Origin of the sequence: Curtobacterium sp. MCBA15_009 (genome assembly GCF_001864895.1) — a bacterium.
GTDB lineage: Bacteria > Actinomycetota > Actinomycetes > Actinomycetales > Microbacteriaceae > Curtobacterium.
Map to the genome: position 1 here is coordinate 105,680 of NZ_MJGO01000041.1, position 13,539 is coordinate 119,218.

11 protein-coding genes and 1 tRNA gene are annotated in these 13,539 nt (G+C 72.8%); 8 read left to right on the forward strand and 4 right to left on the reverse strand.

The genetic code is table 11. The features are described from left to right. Positions 1 to 286 precede the first annotated feature (286 nt). From BIU97_RS16245 to BIU97_RS16255, 3 genes are read left to right on the forward strand one after another with little or no spacing between them, the layout of a single operon-like run. Positions 287 to 1,585, forward strand: a complete 1,299-nt coding sequence (locus BIU97_RS16245; protein WP_254783023.1) for an ABC transporter ATP-binding protein — start codon at positions 287 to 289, stop codon at positions 1,583 to 1,585. Continuing rightward, a complete protein-coding gene (locus tag BIU97_RS16250; protein ID WP_071263303.1) occupies positions 1,561 to 3,132 on the forward strand; it encodes a hypothetical protein in 1,572 nt (523 codons plus the stop codon). The genes BIU97_RS16245 and BIU97_RS16250 overlap by 25 nt, the downstream gene beginning before the upstream one ends. A gap of 46 nt (positions 3,133 to 3,178) precedes the next feature. Next, positions 3,179 to 3,439 (forward strand): DUF3039 domain-containing protein, encoded by a 261-nt coding sequence (locus tag BIU97_RS16255; protein WP_099051947.1) that lies wholly within the window; start codon positions 3,179 to 3,181, stop codon positions 3,437 to 3,439. A 281-nt stretch (positions 3,440 to 3,720) separates the two neighbouring features. On the opposite strand, the gene BIU97_RS16260 is transcribed toward BIU97_RS16255, so the two are convergent. Next, positions 3,721 to 4,971, reverse strand: a complete 1,251-nt coding sequence (locus BIU97_RS16260) for a nicotinate phosphoribosyltransferase (RefSeq protein ID WP_071263600.1) — start codon at positions 4,969 to 4,971, stop codon at positions 3,721 to 3,723. Between the two features lie 154 nt (positions 4,972 to 5,125). Between BIU97_RS16260 and murI the strand changes: the two genes are divergently transcribed. The 3 genes from murI (at position 5,126) to rdgB (ending at position 7,362) form a co-directional block, all read left to right on the forward strand. After that, a complete protein-coding gene (murI, locus tag BIU97_RS16265) occupies positions 5,126 to 5,965 on the forward strand; it encodes a glutamate racemase (protein ID WP_071263301.1) in 840 nt (279 codons plus the stop codon). Between the two features lie 75 nt (positions 5,966 to 6,040). Continuing rightward, positions 6,041 to 6,772 carry a ribonuclease PH gene (rph, locus tag BIU97_RS16270; protein ID WP_071263298.1) on the forward strand — a complete coding sequence of 244 codons (732 nt, stop codon included), beginning with the start codon at positions 6,041 to 6,043 and terminating at the stop codon, positions 6,770 to 6,772. Further along, positions 6,769 to 7,362, forward strand: coding sequence for an RdgB/HAM1 family non-canonical purine NTP pyrophosphatase (gene rdgB / locus BIU97_RS16275; protein WP_071263296.1), 594 nt, complete (start codon positions 6,769 to 6,771; stop codon positions 7,360 to 7,362). Before rph ends, rdgB begins: the two co-directional genes overlap by 4 nt. Positions 7,363 to 7,549: 187 nt before the next feature. On the opposite strand, the gene BIU97_RS16280 is transcribed toward rdgB, so the two are convergent. The 3 genes from BIU97_RS16280 to BIU97_RS16290 all read right to left on the reverse strand — a co-directional run bounded on the left by BIU97_RS16280 (position 7,550) and on the right by BIU97_RS16290 (position 9,806). Beyond that, positions 7,550 to 8,266: a DedA family protein gene (locus tag BIU97_RS16280; RefSeq protein ID WP_071263294.1), complete on the reverse strand. Its 717-nt coding sequence runs from the start codon at positions 8,264 to 8,266 to the stop codon at positions 7,550 to 7,552. 136 nt (positions 8,267 to 8,402) lie between these two features. After that, positions 8,403 to 8,483, reverse strand: a tRNA-Leu gene (locus BIU97_RS16285). A 42-nt stretch (positions 8,484 to 8,525) separates the two neighbouring features. Continuing rightward, positions 8,526 to 9,806, reverse strand: a complete 1,281-nt coding sequence (locus BIU97_RS16290) for an MFS transporter (protein WP_071298166.1) — start codon at positions 9,804 to 9,806, stop codon at positions 8,526 to 8,528. A 56-nt stretch (positions 9,807 to 9,862) separates the two neighbouring features. Between BIU97_RS16290 and mnmA the strand changes: the two genes are divergently transcribed. Beyond that, positions 9,863 to 10,969, forward strand: a complete 1,107-nt coding sequence (gene mnmA / locus BIU97_RS16295) for a tRNA 2-thiouridine(34) synthase MnmA (RefSeq protein ID WP_083404923.1) — start codon at positions 9,863 to 9,865, stop codon at positions 10,967 to 10,969. A 66-nt stretch (positions 10,970 to 11,035) separates the two neighbouring features. Further along, complete coding sequence (gene ligA, locus BIU97_RS16300; protein WP_083420993.1) at positions 11,036 to 13,414, forward strand: NAD-dependent DNA ligase LigA; 2,379 nt, start codon at positions 11,036 to 11,038, stop codon at positions 13,412 to 13,414. Positions 13,415 to 13,539 lie beyond the last annotated feature (125 nt).

The window sequence follows — 13,539 nt, forward strand, 5'->3', positions numbered from 1 at the left end:
GTGTCCGCCCGCGCGCCGTTGGGCACGGGCGGGCCTCGTCGAGTCTGCTCGCGGAACGTCCGAGTTCCCCGAGAACCCGGCGGTACCGACGCGGTGGCCGGCTGGTTCGTGGAGCCCGGGTGGTGCCGTTTCGGCGGGTTTCCCGGGGGTGAACACTCCGTCGTGTCCCGGTGAATGATACGGAAACCCGTCCGCGCGGGGTACAGCCCGAGGCCCTTCGTGCCCAATTCGTGACACTGCACAGGCCCGTCCACCGGTGTCGGTACAGCATTGGTACGGTTGGGCGATGGCAGCCGGAGCAGCAGATGACGAGGACGTGTACGCCACGACCGATGCTGCCTGGATGACCGAGGCGAGCGACACCGACGAGGCAGACGCCGCCGCGGACGAACGTGCCGACGACGACGACATGGGGGACCCGGATGCGCCTGACGCACCCGACCGGGACGCGCTCGACGCACCCGGTGATGACGCGATGACCGACGACGCACCGGGCAGCGCGACGGACACCACGACGGCCGCGGACGCACCGGAGGACGCCACCGCGACCGGTGTCGTGGCGGCAGCCGCCACGCCGACGACCACCGGGCCGCGGCCGGCGAAGACGAAGGCGCGCGGCGGCAAGGGACGGGCCAAGCGCCCGGCGGGGGCCGGCGGGACCGCCGGCACCGTGCCTCCCGGCCGGAGCGCTGCGACCGACGCGACCGCCACGACGGACGCTGCCGACGCGGGCCGCGCCGTGACGGAGGCGGGTACCGCCGACGAGGCGCCGGCGCCCGTCGCGAAGAAGCGCGCGCCGCGCGCCGGAGCCGCACAGCCGCAGCAGCCGGTCGTGCTCCGGGCCAGTGGACTGGTCAAGCGCTACGGCCAGACGCTCGCCGCGGACGAGGTCGACCTCGAGATCCGCCAGGGCTCGATCTTCGGCGTCGTCGGCCCCAACGGTGCCGGCAAGACCACGACGTTGTCGATGGTCACCGGTCTGCTGCGTCCGGACGCCGGCTCGGTCACCGTCCTCGACCACGACGTCTGGGCCGACCCGACCGCCGCCAAGCGCAGCCTCGGCGTGCTGCCGGACCGGCTCCGGCTGTTCGACCGGCTCACCGGCGCACAGCTCCTCTACTACTCGGCGACGCTGCGGGGACTCGACGGCGCGACCGCCCGGGCACGCAGCGCCGACCTCGCCGACGCCTTCGGGCTCGGCGACGCGCTCGGCCGCCAGGTCGCCGACTACTCGGTCGGCATGGCGAAGAAGATCGCCCTCGCCGCCACCCTCATCCACTCGCCGCGGGTCCTCGTGCTCGACGAGCCCTTCGAGTCGGTGGACCCGGTGAGTGCCGCGACCATCACCGACATCCTGCGCCGGTACACCCGGGGCGGCGGGACCGTCGTGCTCTCGAGTCACTCGATGGAACTCGTGCAGCGCACGTGCGACTCGGTCGCCATCATCGTCGGCGGTCGCGTCCTGGCCTCCGGCACGATGGCGCAGGTGCGCGGGCGCAAGAGCCTCGAGGACAAGTTCGTCGAACTCGCCGGCGGCCGCGTCGTCGCAGAGAGCATGGAATGGTTGCACAGCTTCTCCGGCTGAGGGTCGACCTGCTCGCGGGCGAGGTCCGCGGCAGCGCCCGCCGGTCGGTGTTCGTCGTGCTCGGCAGTCTGGTCGGGCTCCTCGCCGCGGTCTGGGCCGCGGCGCAGCTGATCGACCTCCGCCCGGCCGACGCCGAGACGGCACGGGCGGTCGTCGTGCCGGTCGGTGCCCTCGTCGCGTTCGCGTTCACCGTGGTGCCGCTCGTGGTCGGCCGGGGCGACCAGCTCGACCCGAGGCGCTTCACGGTCTTCGGTATCGGCCGTCGCCGGCTCGCGGTGGGCCTCGGTGTCGCCGGGCTCGTCGGCGTCCCGGTGCTCGGGGTCGTCGTCCTCGCGGTCGGCCAGGTCGCCGTCTGGGCCCGCGACGCGGGGACCGGGTTCCTCGCGGTCGTCGCCGGGCTGCTCGCCGTGGCGACCTGCGCCCTGCTCGTCCGGGTCGGCAGCGCCGTCGGCTCGCGCGTCATCGGGCCCCAGCGGTCGCGGGACGCCGGGTGGCTCGTCGCCCTCGTCGTCGTCGCGCTGACGATCCCGGCCGTGTCCCTGCTGCTGCGCGTCGACTGGCTCGACACCCGGGGCGCGGAACTGCAGCGCGTCGCGGACGTCGCCGGCTGGACCCCCTGGGGCGCCGCGTGGGCCGTGCCGGCGGACGTCGCCAGCGGGCACGTCGGAGCCGGCATCCTCAAGCTGCTCGTCGCCGTCGTCGTGGTCGCCCTGCTCGCCTGGGCCTGGTGGGCGCTCGTCGGCCGGGCGCTCGAGACCGTCGACGGTCGCCCCCGTGCCCGTCGCTACCGCGGGCTCGGCTGGTTCGCCCGTCTCGGGTCCACGCCCGTGGCCGCGGTCGCCGCCCGTGCCCTGACGTACTGGGTGCGGGACCCGCGCTACCGCGCCTCGTACCTCGTCATCGTGTTCGTGCCGGTCGTGGTGCTGCCGCTCGGCGTCGCCGGAGTGCCGTGGCACTGGACGGCCCTCGTGCCGCTGCCGCTCATGGCCCTGATCGCCGGGTTCCTGCCGCACAACGACGTCTCCTACGACAACACGGCGGTCTGGCTGCACGTGGCGTCCGGCGCACCGGGGTGGAGCGACCGGCTCGGCCGCGTCGTGCCGCTGCTCGTCGTCGGTACGCCCCTGATCGTGGCCGGTGCATGGGTGTCCGCGCGCCTCTACGGCGACCTCTCGGTGTTCCCGCTGCTCGTCGGCGTGAGCGCGAGCGCCCTGCTCTCCGGCCTCGGGCTGTCGAGCGTGGTCTCGGTCCTCATGCCGTACCCGACGGTGCGGCCCGGTGACCACCCGTTCCAGCAGCCGCAGGCCGCCGGCGTCGCCGCGACCGTGGCGCAGGCGACGATGGTCATCGCGATCGTGGTGTGCACGGTGCCCGCCGCGGTGCTCGCGGCCCTCGCCCTGACGCAGGGCAGCGAGCCGTGGTCGATGCTGACGCTCGGCGTGGGCATCGGGGTCGGCGTCGTCGTCCTCGCGATCGGTGTGGCAGCGGGCGGGGCACTGTTCGACCGCCGTGGCCCGGACCTGCTCGCCGCGGCGCAGCGCAACTGACCGCAGGCACGCTGCGCGTCCGGCTCGACCGTCGTACCCTGGGTCCATGAGCATGACGGAACCCGGCGGCGGCCTCGACGTGATGGACCGGGAGCTCGAGAAGCTCCTCGAAGACGAAGCGATCGAGCCCGGCGACCACGAGCGGTTCTCGCACTACGTCAAGAAGGACAAGATCCTGCAGTCCGCCCTGTCCGGCAAGCCGGTCAAGGCACTGTGCGGCAAGAAGTGGATCCCGGGCCGCGACCCGGAGAAGTTCCCGGTCTGCCCGGACTGCAAGGCCATCTACGAGAAGATGAAGGCCGAGTAGACGCGAGTACGGAACGGACGGGAGGCCCGTGGCGACGCCGCCACGAGCCTCCCGTCCGCCGTCTGGGTCGGCAGCCTGCGCATCGTGAGCAGAAGAGGTCGGGTCGCGTTCCGGGACTCGACCTCTTGTGCTCACTGGACGCGTGCGCTCTGCGCCGCCGTCGGCCCGGCCCCGGGCGGCTGCGCTGAGTGAGCAGAAGATGTCGGGTCGCCGTCCGCGACCCGACGTCTTCTGCTCACTGGACGACGCGGCCTGCGCCCCGCAGCGCTCCGCGCCCGCGCTCAGATCACCAGCGTCGGGATCGCGGGGTCGCCGCGGCCGATGCGCGCGGCATCCGCGGGCAGCTCGGCCTTCGACCGCTTGTGGTGCGCCCGGGCTGCCTCGACGCCGTCGACCCCGAGGAAGGCCTGGTCGACCTCGCCGCCGGTGACCACCGGCACGAGCAGGGGGCGCTCGTCCGGGCCGACCTGGCCCTGGGTGAGCACGACCTCGGCCGTCGCGACCCCGTTGCGCAAGCGTCGGCCGGCCTCCTTGCGGCCGCCCGCCGAGGCCTTGTCGGCGGACTTCTTCGCGACCGGCACCCACGAGTCGCCGTCGGCGGACTCGTGCGCGACGAGCTTGAAGACCATGCCGGCGGCGGGGTGGCCGGAGCCGGAGACGACCGAGGTGCCGACCCCGTACGAGTCGACCGGCGCCGCGCGGAGGGCCGCGATCGTGTACTCGTCGAGGTCGTTCGTGACGGTGATCTTCGTGCCGGTCGCGCCGAGCCGGTCGAGCTGCGCCCGCACCGACGCCACGACCGAGGGCAGGTCCCCGCTGTCGATGCGGACGGCGCCGAGCGCACCGTCGGTGAGCCGGACGGCGGTGTCGACGGCCGCCTCGATGTCGTAGGTGTCCACGAGCAGCGTCGTGCCGCTGCCGAGGGCGTCGAGCTGGGAGCGGAACGCGGCCTCTTCCGAGTCGTGCAGCAGCGTGAAGGCGTGCGCCGCGGTGCCCATCGTCGGGATGCCCCAGGTGCGCCCGGCCTCGAGGTTGCTCGTCGCGCCGAACCCGGCGATGTACGCGGCCCGAGCGGCGGCGACGGCGTTCCACTCGCCCGTGCGGCGCGAGCCCATCTCGGCCAGGGGGCGTCCGTCGGCTGCGGAGACCATGCGTGCCGCGGCGGACGCGATGGCGGAGTCCGCGTTGAAGATGCTCAGCGCGAGCGTCTCGAGAATGACTGCCTCGGCGAAGGTGCCCTCGACCTGCAGGATCGGGGAGTTCGGGAAGTAGACCTCGCCCTCCCGGTAGGCGCGGACGTCACCGGTGAAGCGGTAGTCGGCGAGCCAGGCAGCGGTCCCCGCGTCGATGACGCCGCGGTCGCGCAGGAAGCCGATCTCGTCGTCGCCGAAGCGGAACTCGCCGAGTGCGGTGAGGAAGCGTCCGAGCCCGGCGGCGACGCCGTACCGGCGTCCGTCCGGCAGTCGGCGGGCGAAGACCTCGAAGACGCACCGGCGGTCGGCGGTCCCGTCCTTGAGGGCCGCGTCGACCATGGTGAGTTCGTACTGGTCGGTCAGGAGCGCGCTGGTCACCCCTCCGACACTAGTGACGCGACGGTCGGGAGGCCCGGATTGCGTCGGGCGCGCAGCCGCGGCACGCAGGTGGTCGGTCCAGACGTCCGCCGCCCGCGTCGGTACGCTGGTCACCGTGACGGATGCACCGATCGGAGTCTTCGACAGCGGGGTCGGCGGGCTCACGGTGGCCCGCGCCATCATCGACCAGCTGCCGCGCGAGAGCATCCGGTACGTCGGTGACACCGTGCACTCGCCGTACGGCCCGAAGCCCATCGCGGACGTCCGCCGCTACGCGCTCGAGGTGATGGACGACCTGGTCGAGCAGGGCGTGAAGGCGCTCGTGATCGCCTGCAACACGGCCTCGTCGGCGGTGCTCCGCGATGCCCGTGAACGCTACGAGCAGGCCTACGGCATCCCGGTGGTCGAGGTCATCCAGCCCGCGGCCCGCGCCGCCGTGAAGCAGACCCGGACCGGCCGGGTCGGCGTCATCGGCACCGTCGGCACGATCGCGTCCCGCGCGTACGAGGACGCCTTCGCCGTGGCCGCCGACGTCACGCTGACCACCGCGGCGTGCCCGCGGTTCGTGGAGTTCGTCGAGGCGGGGGACACCTCGTCGGCGGCGCTCCGCGAGGTCGCGGCCGGCTACCTCGACCCGGTGCGGGCGGCGGACGTCGACACCCTCGTGCTCGGCTGCACGCACTACCCGCTCATGTCCGCCGCGATCCAGTTCGTCATGGGTCCGGACGTCACCCTGGTGTCGAGCGCCGAGGAGACCGCGAACGACGTCTACCGACGGCTCGTCGAACACGGCCTCGAACGCACCGCGACGACCGCGCCGACGTACTCGTTCGAGTCGACCGGCGACGACGAGGACGGCTTCCTCCGGCTCGCCCGACGGTTCCTCGGCCCCGAGATCGTGCGCGTCGGCCACCTCGAGACCGGCGCCATCACCCTGCCCCGCGAGCGGGCCTGAGCGGCGACCAGCCGCCCACCGCAGCCCGCTCCGCACGACCCGCACCGTGCCTCCCGGCCGGACCGAAAGGACACCATGACCACCCGCATCGACGGCCGCCAGGCCGAGGACCACCGCCCCGTCACCATCGAGCGGGGGTGGAGCACGCAGGCCGAGGGCAGCGCGCTCATCTCGTTCGGCGACACGAGGGTGCTCTGCACCGCCTCGTTCACGAACGGCGTGCCGCGCTGGCTCGCCGGCAAGGGCACCGGCTGGGTCACCGCCGAGTACTCGATGCTGCCGCGCTCGACGAACGAACGCATGCAGCGCGAGTCGATCAAGGGGAAGGTCGGCGGGCGCACGCACGAGATCTCCCGGCTCATCGGGCGTTCGCTCCGCGCCGTGGTCGACACGAAGGCCCTCGGCGAGAACACCCTCGTCATCGACTGCGACGTGCTGCAGGCCGACGGCGGCACCCGCACGGCGTCGATCACCGGCGCCTACGTGGCGATGGCCGACGCGATCGAGTGGGGCCGCGACAAGGGCTTCATCGGCAAGAAGGCCACCCCGCTCACCGACAGCGTGCAGGCGATCTCCGTCGGCATCGTCAAGGGCGAGCCGATGCTCGACCTGGCGTACACCGAGGACTCCGCCGCCGACACCGACATGAACATCGTCACCACGGGTTCGGGCAAGTTCATCGAGGTGCAGGGCACCGCCGAGCACGCGCCGTTCGACCGCGACGAACTGAACGTGCTGCTCGACCTGGGCCTGGCCGGCAACCAGTCGCTCGCGGCGATCCAGCGTTCGGTCCTGGGTCTGGCGTGACGCCCCGCGAGGTGGTCCTGGCCACCCACAACCAGGGCAAGGTCGTCGAGCTGCGCGAGATCCTCGGGTCGGCGCTGGGCGAGGGCGTCGAGCTCGTCGGCTACGACGGCCCCGAGCCCGTCGAGGACGGCGACAGCTACGCCGCGAACGCCCTCATCAAGGCCCGGGCCGCGGTCGCGCACACGGGGCTGCCGGCGCTCGCCGACGACTCGGGCATCGCCGTCGACGCACTCGACGGGGCGCCGGGCATCCACTCGGCCCGGTACGCCGGCACCCGGTCGGACGCCGACAACATCGCGCTGTTGCTGCGGAACCTGGAGGGCGTCGTGGAGCGCACCGCCGCCTTCGTGTGCGCGGCCGCGTTCGTGACGCCCGACGGGGCCGAGCACGTCGTCGAGGCGGTGTGGAACGGCGAGGTCACCACCGAGCCGATCGGTGACGGCGGCCACGGCTACGACCCCGTGTTCCGGCCGGACGACGCCGACCGCTCGTCGGCGGAGCTCACCCGCGAGGAGAAGAACGCGCTCTCGCACCGCAGCAAGGCGTTCCGCGGCATCGCCCCGATCGTGCGGGAGCACTTCGGGGTGTAGCGGTGCGCGGGCCGCGGGCTGTGGGCTCGGGCTGTCGGCTGCGGCCCGGGCGGCCGGTGCGAGTGCGGTTCGCACAACCGAAGTGCATCGGAACCACGCGGTGACGTGGTGCCGATGCACTCCGGTTGTGCGCCGCCGCGGCGTTGCCTTGGGTGCGCCGCCGCCGCGCCGCGGCGCGCAGCCGCCGCTACGGCTTCGGGTCGACCGCCGGCTGGGCGGGCGGGGCCGCCGCCTCGGCATCGGCCTCGTGCTTGGCCTTCCGCGCGTTCCGCAGGTAGGTGAGCGCCATCGGCACGACGGTCACGACGACCGCGGCCAGCAGGATGATGTCGATGTACTCCCGGACGATGTGCGCCACGAACGGGATGTAGCCGAGGACGTACCCGAGGAACGTCACGCCGACGCCCCAGATCACGGCGCCGATCGCGTTGTACAGCGAGTACTTCTTGTAGTTCATGCGGCCGACGCCCGCGGCGATCGGCGCGAAGGTGCGCACGACCGGCACGAAGCGGGCCAGGATGACGGCGGCGGGGCCGAAGCGGTGGAAGAACGCGTTGGTGCGGTCGACGTTCTCCTTCGAGAACAGCCCGCTCTCCTTGCGTTCGAAGATCGGTGGCCCGGCCTTCTTGCCGATGTAGTACCCGAGCTCGCCGCCGAGGAACGCCGAGGCGCCGATCATCAGCGCCGCGACCCAGACGGGGATGCCGCCGATCTCGCCGCCCCGGTCGAAGGCGAAGAGGCCGGTGATGACGAGGAGGCTGTCCCCGGGGAAGATGAAGCCGATGAGCAGCCCGGTCTCGGCGAACACGATCGCGCACACGACGAGCACGGCGATGGCCCCGAAGTGGTCGAGGATGTACTGCGGATCGAGCCACGGGATCAGGGCGAGTGCGACGGAGTGCATGGTTCTTCCGGTCGAGCGAGCGGGACACGGGGGAGTGTCCCGCAGGACGAGGGTACCGTCCGCGGGTGTCGCGACCATCCGCCGTCGGTATGACATCCGTCGGACGCCGTGACGCCAGGGGCGGGGGCTGGGCCGGTGCGGAAGGAGGGACTCGAACCCTCACGCCTGGGGCACAGGAACCTAAATCCTGCGTGTCTACCGATTCCACCACTCCCGCGAGCGACGGCAGTCTACCGACAGCGGCCGCCCGACCGCGGTGTCAGCGCAGCTGCCGGGGCAGGTACCGCGGCACGTACCGGAGCAGCACGCCGGCGCCGATCAGGCCGAGCACGCCCATCACCCCGCTGGCGACCGCGATCGACGCCACCGCCGTCACGCCGGAGATGAGGAGCGGCGCCGCGGCCGAGCCGAAGTCGCCGGTGAACCGCCACGCGCCGAGGAACGGCGCCGGGTCGTCGCGCGGGGCGAGGTCGGCGCCGAGGGTCATGAGGATGCCCGACCCGACGCCGTTCGCGAGCGACATGGCCATCGCGATCGCGACGAACCAGCCGACGCGGGCGTCGAGGTGACCGCTCCAGGCGAGCAGGAAGTAGCTGATGCTCAGCCCGAGCATGCAGGGCAGCGCGCTCGCCAGCCGCCCCCAGCGGTCCATGATCTGCCCGCTCGTGTAGAACAGCGCGAAGTCGACGGCGCCCGCGATGCCGATGACGAGTGCGGCCGTCGAGTCGTCGAGCCCGACGCTCACCGCCCAGAGCGGCAGGATCACCTGGCGTCCGGCCCGCATCGCGCCGATCAGTCCGGCGCCGCTGCCGAGGCGCAGCAGGACGGCCCGGTTCGCGCGGATGGTGCGGAAGAGGCCGTGCGCCTCCTTCTCGACGAAGACCGCACCGGTGTCGGTGGACGGCTCGGTCGCGTCGGTCGGCCGGGAGGCCCGTGCCGGCAACCGCAGACCGCGCGCGCCCGTCGCCGGGTCGCGCAGCACCAGGAGCACGGTCGCCGCCGCCAGGCAGCACACGACGTGGATCCAGAACGCGCTGCGGGTCGCGCCGGTCACGTGGATCACGCCGGCGGCGACGAAGGGGCCGACGAAGTACCCGAAGCGGAACACGCCGCCCAGGCTGGACAGGGCCCGCGCGCGGATCCGCACCGGGATCGCGGTCGTCATGTAGGCGTGCCGGGCCAGGGCGAAGACGGCGGTGGAGACGCCGACCAGGAACACGCCGAGCGCGAGGACCCAGGCGTTCCCGGCCGTCGTGCAGACGACGAGGCCGCCGACCGACACCAGGGCGGCGCCGATCATCGCGTTCCGCTCGCCGATGCGGGCGACGACGATGCCGGAGGGGACGTCGCCGATGAGCTCGCCGACCAGGATGAGCGACGCGACGAAGCCGGCGAAGGCCAGGCCGGCGCCGAGCGAGTCGGCCGCGATCGGGATGATCGGGATGATCGCGCCCTCGCCGATCGCGAACAGCGCCGCGGGCAGGAAGCCCGACAAGAGCACGGACCGGAAGTCGAATGAGTCGTTCGGGGTCGTGGCCATCGCCCGACCAACGGTACGCCAGCGGTACCGGTCCGGCCGCGGGTTACCCTTGGTGCATGCGTGTTCTGGCGGCGATGAGCGGTGGGGTCGACTCGGCGGTGGCAGCCGCCCGTGCGGTCGACGCCGGGCACGACGTGGTGGGCGTGCACCTCGCGCTGAGCCGGATGCCGGGCACCCTGCGCACCGGCAGTCGCGGGTGCTGCACCATCGAGGACTCGATGGACGCCCAGCGTGCGGCGTCCGCCCTCGGTATCCCGTACTACGTCTGGGACTTCTCGGCCCGGTTCAAGGAGGACGTCGTCGACGACTTCGTCGCCGAGTACCAGGCCGGCCGCACACCGAACCCCTGCATGCGGTGCAACGAGCGCATCAAGTTCGCCGCGCTGCTCGAGAAGGCCCTCGCGCTCGGCTTCGACGCCGTCGCGACCGGGCACTACGCCTCGATCGTCACCGGTCCCGACGGCTCGCGCGAGCTGCACCGGTCAGCCGCGTGGGCGAAGGACCAGTCCTACGTGCTCGGGGTCCTGACCGCCGAGCAGCTGCAGCACGCGATGTTCCCGCTCGGGGCGACTCCCTCGAAGGACGAGGTCCGTGCCGAGGCCGCCGCCCGTGGGCTGACGGTCGCGCAGAAGCCCGACTCGTACGACATCTGCTTCATCCCGGACGGGGACACCCGCGGGTGGCTCGCCGACCGCGTCGGCAGCGAGACGGGCGACGTCGTCGAGCGCGACGGCACCGTCGTCGGTTCGCACGACGGCGCGCACGGCTACACGGTCGGCCAGCGGCGCGGCCTGTCGCTCGGGCGCCCGGCCGCCGACGGCAAGCCCCGCTTCGTGCTCGAGATCCGCCCGAAGGACAACACCGTCGTGGTCGGACCGAAGGAGGCACTGGCCGTCGCGTCGATGTCGGGCTCGCGGTTCACGTGGGCGGGCACGGCCCCGGCCGACCCGGCGACGCCGTTCGCCTGCGACGTGCAGATCCGCGCGCACGCCGACCCGGTGCCCGCGACCGCGCGGGTGCAGGACGACGTGCTCGTCATCGACGTCGACGAGCCGCTGCACGGGGTCGCCCCCGGCCAGACCGCGGTGGTCTACGTCGGCACGCGGGTGCTCGGCCAGTGCACCATCGACAGCACGGTGAGCGCCGTCCCCGTCGACGCCTGACCCCGCCGCTCCCGGGGCACACGTCCGCTGCACGTCACGTCGGTGGCGCACGGTAGAACTGATGCCATGAGCGAGACCGACGCGACGTTCGAGACCATCGACCCCGACGGGCTCGACGCCGCCCAGGCCGCGCGCGAGGTCGACCGGCTGCGGGCACGCATCAACGAACTGCGCGAGGCGTACTACCAGGGCGAGAACGGGTCACCGGCCGCGGATGCCGACTACGACGCCCTGGTGCACCGGCTCGACGCGATCGAGCAGCGGTTCCCGGAGCTCCTGACCGAGGACAGCCCGACCCAGACCGTGGGCGGGCAGGCGCAGACGACGCAGTTCGCACCGGTCGAGCACGCCGAGCGCATGCTCTCGCTCGACAACGTCTTCAGCCCCGACGAGCTGACCGACTGGGCCGTCAAGGTGCAGCGCGACGCCGGTGCCGAGCGTGTGCGGTTCCTGACCGAGCTGAAGATCGACGGCCTCGCGATCAACCTGCGGTACGAGCACGGGCGGCTCGTCTCGGCGGCGACCCGCGGCGACGGGGTCGTGGGCGAGGACGTCACCGGCAACGTGCGGACGATGGGCACGATCCCGGACCGTCTGTCGGGCACCGGCCACCCGCCCCTGGTCGAGGTCCGCGGCGAGATCTTCTTCCCGGTCGCCGAGTTCGACGAGCTCAACGCGAACCAGCGCGAGGCGGGGGAGCGCGTGTTCGCGAACCCGCGCAACGCCGCCGCCGGCTCCCTCCGCCAGAAGGAAGAGGGCAAGTCCGAGGCGAAGCGCGCGCTCATGGTCGACCGGCTGCGGCGGCTGCGGATGCTCGTGCACGGCATCGGCGCGTGGCCGGTCCGCGAGCTCGAGCAGCAGACCGACGTCCGGAGCCAGTCCGAGGTGTACGAGCTGCTCGACACGTGGGGGCTGCCGACGAGCAGCCACTACCGGGTGTTCGACACCATCGACGAGGTCAACGGCTTCGTCCGGACCACCGGCGAGCGTCGCTCCGCCGTGGAGCACCAGATCGACGGCGTCGTGGTGAAGGTCGACGACCTCGCCCTGCACGAGGAACTCGGCTCGACGTCCCGGGCGCCGCGGTGGGCGATCGCGTACAAGTACCCGCCGGAAGAGGTCCACACGAAGCTCCTCGACGTCGTGGTGAGCGTCGGTCGCACCGGCCGTGCCACGCCGTTCGCGGTGATGGCCCCGGCCGAGGTCGCGGGGTCCGTGGTGCGCCAGGCCACCCTGCACAACCAGCAGGTCGTCAAGGCCAAGGGCGTGCTCATCGGCGACACGGTCGTGCTGCGGAAGGCGGGCGACGTCATCCCCGAGGTCCTCGGCCCGGTGGTCGAGCTCCGCGACGGCTCCGAGCGCGAGTTCGTCATGCCGACCCACTGCCCGGAGTGCGGCACCGAGCTCGCCCCCGCGAAGGAGGGCGACATCGACCTCCGCTGCCCGAACGCCGAGAGCTGCCCGGCGCAGGTGCGCGGCCGGGTCGAGCACATCGCGTCGCGCGGGTCGCTCGACATCGAGGGACTCGGCGAGGTCGCCGCCGCGGCGCTCACGCAGCCGCTCCGCCCGGAGACCCCGCCGCTCGTCACCGAGGCCGGGCTGTTCGACCTGACGATGCAGGACATCGTCCCGATCGAGGTCATCGTCCGCGACGCCGAGACCGGCATGCAGAAGACCGACGACGACGGCACGCCGAAGCGGGTCACCCCGTTCAGCCGTGCGCGCAAGAAGACCGACCCGCCGTTCGACCCCGAGGCCCGCGGTGCGGACTACACCGGCGAGCCGAGCCGGTACCCGTCGAAGAACGCGTTCGAGATGCTCGCGAACATCGACGCCGCCCGGACGAAGCCGCTGTGGCGGATCCTGGTCGGCCTGAGCATCCGGCACGTCGGACCGGTCGCGGCGCGTGCCCTCGCGAACCACTTCGGGTCCCTCGACGCGATCCGGTCGGCCTCGCGCGAGGACCTCGCGGCCGTGGACGGCGTCGGCGGCATCATCGCGGACGCCCTGCTCGACTGGTTCGATGTCGACTGGCACCGCGAGGTCATCGACCGGTGGACCGCGGCCGGCGTGCAGTTCACCACCCCGGACCACCCGGGCCCCGGCGGCGCGGTCGCCGAGGGCGGCGTGCTCAGCGGCGTGACGGTCGTCGCGACCGGCTCGCTCGAGGGCTACACGCGCGAGGGCGCGCTCGAGGCGATCATGACCGCCGGCGGCAAGGCGGCGTCGAGCGTGAGCAAGAAGACCGACTTCGTCGCCGCAGGTCCCGGGGCGGGGTCGAAGCTCACCAAGGCCGAGCAGCTCGGGCTCCGGATCATCGACGCGGCGCAGTTCCACCTGCTCGTGACCGAGGGGCCGGGCGCCCTGCCGGAACCGGAACCGGAGCCGGAACCGGAGTCGGGCCAGGAGCCGACCGAGGAGGGCACGACCGCGCCGGACGCCTGACACGCGCCCGTCCGCAGGCCGAGCCTCCCCACTTCGGGGGACAAGTTGCATCTGGCACGAGCGTTCGTCAGCATCCTCCGTAGACTCGACAGGGCATCACCCGTCGTCTGCAGGGAGCCGGCGGG

Coding starts and splice junctions, on each gene's coding strand:
- BIU97_RS16245 (WP_254783023.1), top strand. CDS start 287: ATGGCAGCCGGAGCAGCAGATGACGAGGACGTGTACGCCACGACCGAT.
- BIU97_RS16250 (WP_071263303.1), top strand. CDS start 1,561: ATGGTTGCACAGCTTCTCCGGCTGAGGGTCGACCTGCTCGCGGGCGAG.
- BIU97_RS16255 (WP_099051947.1), top strand. CDS start 3,179: ATGAGCATGACGGAACCCGGCGGCGGCCTCGACGTGATGGACCGGGAG.
- BIU97_RS16260 (WP_071263600.1), bottom strand. CDS start 4,971: ATGGTCGACGCGGCCCTCAAGGACGGGACCGCCGACCGCCGGTGCGTC.
- rph (WP_071263298.1), top strand. CDS start 6,041: ATGACCACCCGCATCGACGGCCGCCAGGCCGAGGACCACCGCCCCGTC.
- BIU97_RS16280 (WP_071263294.1), bottom strand. CDS start 8,266: ATGCACTCCGTCGCACTCGCCCTGATCCCGTGGCTCGATCCGCAGTAC.
- BIU97_RS16290 (WP_071298166.1), bottom strand. CDS start 9,806: ATGGCCACGACCCCGAACGACTCATTCGACTTCCGGTCCGTGCTCTTG.
- mnmA (WP_083404923.1), top strand. CDS start 9,863: ATGCGTGTTCTGGCGGCGATGAGCGGTGGGGTCGACTCGGCGGTGGCA.
- ligA (WP_083420993.1), top strand. CDS start 11,036: ATGAGCGAGACCGACGCGACGTTCGAGACCATCGACCCCGACGGGCTC.